The 6,297-nt window shown below is 59.2% G+C and carries 5 protein-coding genes and 1 pseudogene; all 6 read right to left on the bottom strand.

The annotated features are described in order from the left end of the window. Nucleotides 1–1,242, bottom strand: a 1,242-nt coding sequence (locus B3187_RS12565; RefSeq protein WP_286806830.1) for a carbohydate-binding domain-containing protein, incomplete at its 3' end; no start/stop codon positions are given. Between the two features lie 92 nt (nt 1,243–1,334). After that, nucleotides 1,335–2,792, bottom strand: coding sequence for a phospholipase D-like domain-containing protein (locus tag B3187_RS12560; RefSeq protein ID WP_286806828.1), 1,458 nt, complete (start codon nt 2,790–2,792; stop codon nt 1,335–1,337). A gap of 32 nt (nt 2,793–2,824) precedes the next feature. Further along, entirely contained in the window at nt 2,825–4,195 is a 1,371-nt protein-coding gene (gene glmU, locus B3187_RS12555) for a bifunctional UDP-N-acetylglucosamine diphosphorylase/glucosamine-1-phosphate N-acetyltransferase GlmU (RefSeq protein ID WP_024461764.1), read from the bottom strand. A gap of 127 nt (nt 4,196–4,322) precedes the next feature. Further along, on the bottom strand, nt 4,323–4,754 hold the full coding sequence (locus B3187_RS12550; protein ID WP_024461765.1) for a F0F1 ATP synthase subunit epsilon: 432 nt from the start codon (nt 4,752–4,754) through the stop codon (nt 4,323–4,325). Nucleotides 4,755–4,808: 54 nt separating this feature from the next. Beyond that, on the bottom strand, nt 4,809–5,936 hold the full coding sequence (atpD, locus tag B3187_RS12545) for a F0F1 ATP synthase subunit beta (RefSeq protein WP_414673699.1): 1,128 nt from the start codon (nt 5,934–5,936) through the stop codon (nt 4,809–4,811). Between the two features lie 157 nt (nt 5,937–6,093). Then, nucleotides 6,094–6,297 (bottom strand): annotated as a pseudogene (locus tag B3187_RS17615) (F0F1 ATP synthase subunit beta); the annotation flags it as partial.

Below are 6,297 nucleotides of genomic sequence, written 5' to 3'. Positions count from 1 at the left end.
GCCCAGTTGGGTGAGCAGACAGTCGGTCTCTTCCGGATCAAAGCAGCGTTCGCCCCCAACGTCAGTCAATTCGGGCAGGCCCGGGATTTCCAGGCGCCAGCCTTCGTCCTCGGTCAGGTGCAGATGCAGCTTGTTGAGCTTGTAGCGGCCCATCTGTTCGATCAGGCGCAGGGTCACGGCCTGGCCGTGGAAGTTGCGGCCCATGTCGTAGTGCATCCCTCGCCAACCGGCGCGGGGCGCATCGAGCACGGTGAGATTGGGCAGGGTGACTGAATCACTGTTCATCGTGGCGGGCAACAGCTTCAACAGACTCTGCAGGCCGTAGAAGGCACCGGCATTGTCCCGACCGGTGATGCGGATCTGGTCGTCGTCGATTTCCAGCCGGTAGCTTTCCGCCTGTTCCGGCAGGTCGGTATCCTCTGATTCCACCCTCAGGCTGATAATGGGGCCCGAGACCGACTCATGGTCCGCGGCACTCGGGAATTCGGCATTGAACAGCGTCGAGAGCTGCTCCGCCAGGTAGTCAGCCTCTGAGCTCAGACAACCGGCGTAGTGAATTGTCCAGTCCGGCGAGAGAGTCGCGCTGCCCCAATGGGTTTCCAGGGACAGCGGCTTGGGAATGATGCGCTGGCGCACCGCCTGATCGGACACCCGCTGCGAGTGGATGGTCCGGTTGCGTTCGTAGCGGCGCTCGGCGGTGGCAATCGGCACCTGATCCTGGGCCGAGCGACGCTGCTGGGCCTCCCGGTCGAATACATCGACAAAACGGCTCATGTCTTCGGTGTCGGTATTGGCAAAAACCGCAGGTTCGCTACCCGGGCGATGAATGAAGGCGCGAGGCATAAAGTCGGTATAGGCCGCCATGGCCGAGGAGGGTTGATAGAACAGCTCCAGGGACTCTCCCGGGGCGAGGCCCGGGAAGTCCTCGGTAGGCGCTACCCGGTGTAAATCCCCCTGGACATGGGTCAAATGCAGGCCGGATACGGTGGTGTCACTCACCCGACGCACCGAGTGGAAATACAACCGCCAGTCACCGGTGCCCTCCGGCAGTGCCACGTCGGAACGGTTGTGCAGCCGAATTCGGGCTTCCGGGCCATCTTCCCCGATGTTGCTGACCACGGCAAAACGCCATTCGGTCTGGGCCGCAAATGCCTTTAATTGGGCGTCGCTGAGTGGTTGGGCAAGGCTGCCCACACTGGCAAAAAGCGCGACTGACAGGAGCAGGACGGTACGTACTATCATTATTGATCTCCACTTGGGGCATGGTCCAAGGTGGAGCATAGCCTACAACGGACAACGTTGTCTAACTAATTATGGGTTCTTTCCTGGTTAGGTCAGAAAGTGCTTATCCCAGTTGCCTCCATGGTTCGGTAGAGTAGTCTGGACCACAGACCGTCATCGGCGTAGGCGGCATAGTCCAGGCTGTACTGGTTGCCGGATCGGTTATGCCAACGATCATCAAACCATTGCGCGGCTGCGGTTAACGGCTCAGAGTCGGAAGATCCCCGCAGTACAACGCTGGTTTCGAGATTCAGGTTGTGCAGGTTGCGGCGAGTGAAATTAGTGGAGCCCAACAAAATCCGTGCCTGGCTCCGGGTGTCTTGATGCATCAGCCATTTGGAGTGGCACTGCTCACCGTGTGTGTCACACCACCGCACTTTTACCCCGGCGTTAACCAGCTCTCGGGCGACCGGGCGGTTGGGCACACCATTTTTTTCGCGCCCGAAGGCGTCTTTGTTGGGGTCGAGCAACACCCGCACCTTGACGCCGCGCTGTGCGGCCTCCTGCAGAGCCCGAACCAGGTGTCGGTCCGATAAATAGAACATTGCCAGGTCCAACCGCTCCCCCGCAGCCGCGCCGTTGATGATGGCCAGAGCGGTTCGTTCGACGGCACGCTCAGTCACCACCTGGACCGACAGGGGAGAACCGGCAACCTCACCTTCAGGTCGATCCAGGAACGGCCTGGGCTCGGGTCCGCCGGAGAAGGCAAGCACGGCGGCTTCACTGTCGAGCAGGTCCCACGCCGCCGGACCACCGAAGCGCAAGGCGACATTGCCGTGGGCGCTGCTTCCGTCGTGGGGGTTGGCCGATGTGACCAGGGCGGCCAGCTCGTTGTCGTTATCCGCGATGATCAGTTTTCGATGGTTGGCCTTGAAGTTGATCAACGCCAGGTAACTGCGCAGAGACACCTGACCCTCCCCAAACGGATTAGGTAGCGTATCCGTTTCGGTGTTTCCCCAGGGTTGAATAAAGGGACGCCAGAATGCGGAGTAGAGGGGATTGCTGTCGCGCAGCCTTGTGAGGTCGGTCAAGGTCACCGAGATGCCGGCGGCTTCCAACCGTTGGAAGTGAGGGGAGGGCAGACCACCGTACAAGGTATTTAGGGGATCGCTGATCACCAGAATCTGAATCTGTGGGTGACGGCGTTTTTGGGCGATAAGCCGGTCGGTCAACTCGTCGGACAGCGCCCGGTGAGTGTCGCTCATCTGCCCCTGGTAGGCATTGAACAGAAACATGTCCACAAGAATGAACCGTTCTGCCTGAGCGACCAGACGGAAGATCTCGTCAAAAATGCGCTGCTCGGTCTGTCGTTCACCCTGTTGATCGATATAGGTCCGATCGGCCAGAAACTGGACCCGGGTTGCCCCTCGGGCGGGGGCTTCCAAGCTGATACCTTCGGGGAGCGGCCTGAAAGCGCCGTACAGGCCCACCGTCAGAACCACAATCAACAGCAGCCCGAAAATGCTGCGAAGTGGGTGACGAATGATCGCCCCCGGTACCCATTTAGCCATTGATATTGCGTCCTTTCCGGTGACTCTTTGAGTCAGTCTTTTTTACTCGGTCTCTGCCAGCCCTGAATGTTACGCTGGCGGCCGCGGGCAATCGCCAGTTCCTCATCGGGAACGTCTTTGGTGATGATCGACCCCGCACCCACCGTTGTGTTCTTGCCCAACTTGACCGGCGCCACCAGCGCGCTGTTGGAACCGATAAAAGCATTGTCCCCGATTTCCGTGAGGAATTTGTTGACCCCGTCGTAGTTACAGGTAATCGTGCCGGCGCCGACATTCACACCGGAGCCGACCTTGCTGTCGCCGATGTAGCTCAGATGGTTGACCTTACTGCCTTCGCCAATGGTCGCTTTCTTGATTTCCACAAAGTTGCCGACCTTGGCCCCATCGGCCAGTAAGGTGCCCGGGCGCAGACGCGCGAAGGGCCCGATGGCGCAATGGCTGGATACCCGTGCGCCCTCAATCACCGAGTTGGCTTTGACTTCAGTGCCCGCGCCGATCACGCAGTCTTTCAGGTAGCAGTTGGGTTCAAGGTGCACGCCATCTTCCAGCATGACCTCGCCTTCAAACACGCAGTTCACATCAATGACCACATCCCGCCCGACGGTCAGCCGGCCACGGCAGTCAAATCGAGCCGGGTCCATCAGGGTGACCCCTTTGACCATCAACTCTTCCGCCTGACGACTCTGGTAGTAACGTTCGAGGGCCGCCTGCTGTTGACGATTGTTGATGCCTTCCACCTCTTCCGGTGTGTCCGGCTGAGCCACATGAATGCCCAGGCCACTTTGGCGCGCCATGGCAATAATGTCGGTCAGGTAGTACTCACCCTGGGCATTATCGTTACTCAGTGCCGGCAGCCACTCGCGCAGGTGTTTGGCTTTAGCAGCCATGATCCCGGTGTTGATTTCAGTGATCCGGCGCTGCTCGTCGTTGGCATCTTTGTATTCAACAATGGCCTCAACCTGGCCGGCGGCATCGCGCAGGATACGTCCGTAGGCTCCCGGGTCGGGAAGATTCACGGTCAGCAGGCCGATGGTGGTGTCGGTCACCGCCTGGGCCAGCTTTTCCAAGGTCGTTGCCTGGGTCAGCGGCACATCGCCGTAAAGAATCAGTACCGTCGCGTCGTCACGGAAGTGGGGCAGGGCCTGGAGCACCGCGTGGCCGGTGCCCAGCTGTTCGGTCTGGGCCACAAAGCGGATATCGTCGGCCGCCATGCGGGCCTCGACCTGTTCGGCGCCATGGCCCACCACCACCAGAATCTGATCACTGCCCAGTGCCCGGGCGCTGTCGATCACATGCTGCACCAGCGGGCGGCCGCCCACGGGATGAAGCACCTTGGGCAGGTTCGAGCGCATTCGGGTGCCTTTACCGGCAGCGAGAATGACGATATCAAGGGGGGTGGTCATGCGGCGACTCCTTCAACAAACCGTTGATCAGGACAAATTAGGGGGAACAATCGTAGTGTGACGGACGTAAAAAAAGGGCGGCCGATCAGCCACCCTTTTCTGTTGCCAATGCCATGCACGGCGAGGCCTACTTGTTGCTGCCCAACTTCTTGCGAATGGACTGCAGCGTACGCAATTGAGCGGCGGCTTCCGCCAACTGCACCGCGGCCTTGGAGTAGTCGATCTCGCCAGACTGGTTGGTGAGCTCTTTCTGGGCGGTTTCTTTGGCTTCCTGGGCGGCTGCTTCATCCATATCATCAGCGCGCAGGGCGGTATCCGCCAACACGGTGACGTGGTAAGGCTGCACTTCCAGATAACCACCGGAAACGTAGTAAATCTCTTCCTCACCATTGTCCTTGACGATGCGCACCGGGCCCGGCTCAAGGCCGGTCAGCAAAGGAGCGTGACCATAGGTCACACCCAGGTCACCCAGGGTACCGGTGGCCACGATCATCTTCACCAACCCGGAGAAGATTTCCCGCTCTGCACTGACAATATCGCAGTGAACTGTCATAGCCATATTTCTGCCTCTAACGCTTCAGGGCCAGTGGCCCGGCAGTGCCGGGCCGGCGGGTTACTTTTTCTTGGCCTTGTTGGCTTTCTCGATGGCTTCTTCAATGGTACCAACCATGTAGAACGCCTGTTCCGGCAGATCATCGTACTCGCCGTCAAGAATGCCTTTAAAGCTGCGAATGGTGTCCTTGAGGGACACGTAAACGCCCGGAGAACCGGTGAACACTTCGGCCACGTGGAACGGCTGGGACAGGAAACGCTCGATTTTACGGGCCCGGGATACGGTCAGCTTGTCCTCTTCTGACAGCTCATCCATACCCAGAATAGCGATGATGTCCTTCAGCTCTTTATAGCGCTGCAGTACGGTCTGAACACCGCGAGCCACTTCATAGTGCTCCTGACCAATGATCAGCGGGTCCAGCTGACGAGAGGTGGAGTCCAGCGGATCAATGGCCGGGTAGATACCTTTAGAGGCAATGTCACGGCTCAATACTACGGTCGAATCCAGGTGAGCAAACGTAGTCGCCGGAGACGGGTCAGTCAGGTCATCCGCGGGTACGTATACGGCCTGCACGGAGGTAATGGAGCCGGTCTTGGTGGAGGTAATACGCTCCTGCAGAACACCCATCTCTTCAGCCAGGGTCGGCTGATAACCTACCGCGGACGGCATACGACCCAGCAGCGCCGATACTTCGGTACCCGCCAGGGTGTAACGGTAGATGTTATCGATGAACAGCAGAACGTCCTTACCTTCGTCGCGGAACTTCTCGGCCATGGTCAGACCGGTCAGCGCAACACGCAGACGGTTACCCGGTGGCTCGTTCATCTGGCCGTAAACCATCGCTACCTTGTCTACAACCTTGGAGTCGGTCATTTCGTGGTAGAAGTCGTTACCTTCACGGGTACGCTCACCGACACCGGCGAATACCGACAGACCAGAGTGCTCTTTAGCGATGTTGTTGATCAGTTCCATCATGTTCACGGTCTTGCCCACACCGGCACCACCGAACAGACCAACCTTACCACCCTTGGCGAACGGGCATACCAGGTCGATCACCTTGATGCCGGTTTCCAGCAGCTCGTTGGAGCCAGCTTGCTCGTCGTAGCTGGGAGCAGCGCGGTGAATACCCCAACGCTCTTCTTCACCGATCGGACCAGCTTCGTCGATCGGGTTGCCCAGTACGTCCATGATGCGGCCCAGGGTNNCCGGTTTCCAGCAGCTCGTTGGACGCGGCCAGTTCTTCGTACGCCGGGGCATCGCGGTGAATCTGCATGCGCTCGTCTTCACCGATGGGGCCGGCTTCATCAATCGGGTCGCCCAGTACGTTCATGATACGACCCAGGGTTTTGGTGCCCACCGGAACCTTGATCGGCTCCTTGGTGTTGCTCACATCCAGACCACGACGCAGACCTTCAGAGGAGCCCAGGGCAATGGTGCGTACCACGCCGTCGCCCAGTTGCTGCTGCACTTCCAGAGTCAGGTCTTGCTCGGTGACTTTCAGTGCATCATAGATTTGCGGCACGGCATCGCGCGGGAATTCCACGTCGAT

The organism is Marinimicrobium sp. UBA4209 (genome assembly GCF_002381585.1).
GTDB classification, from domain to species: Bacteria; Pseudomonadota; Gammaproteobacteria; order Pseudomonadales; family Cellvibrionaceae; genus Marinimicrobium; species Marinimicrobium koreense.
Note: the sequence above shows the minus strand (reverse complement) of the source record. Positions and strands in the feature narration are given on the sequence as shown.

Bases quoted from the DNA above. Each gene is read 5' to 3' on its own strand.
- B3187_RS12560 (WP_286806828.1), bottom strand. From the start codon at position 2,792: ATGGCTAAATGGGTACCGGGGGCGATCATTCGTCACCCACTTCGCAGC.
- glmU (WP_024461764.1), bottom strand. From the start codon at position 4,195: ATGACCACCCCCCTTGATATCGTCATTCTCGCTGCCGGTAAAGGCACC.
- B3187_RS12550 (WP_024461765.1), bottom strand. From the start codon at position 4,754: ATGGCTATGACAGTTCACTGCGATATTGTCAGTGCAGAGCGGGAAATC.
- atpD (WP_414673699.1), bottom strand. From the start codon at position 5,936: ATGGACGTACTGGGCAACCCGATCGACGAAGCTGGTCCGATCGGTGAA.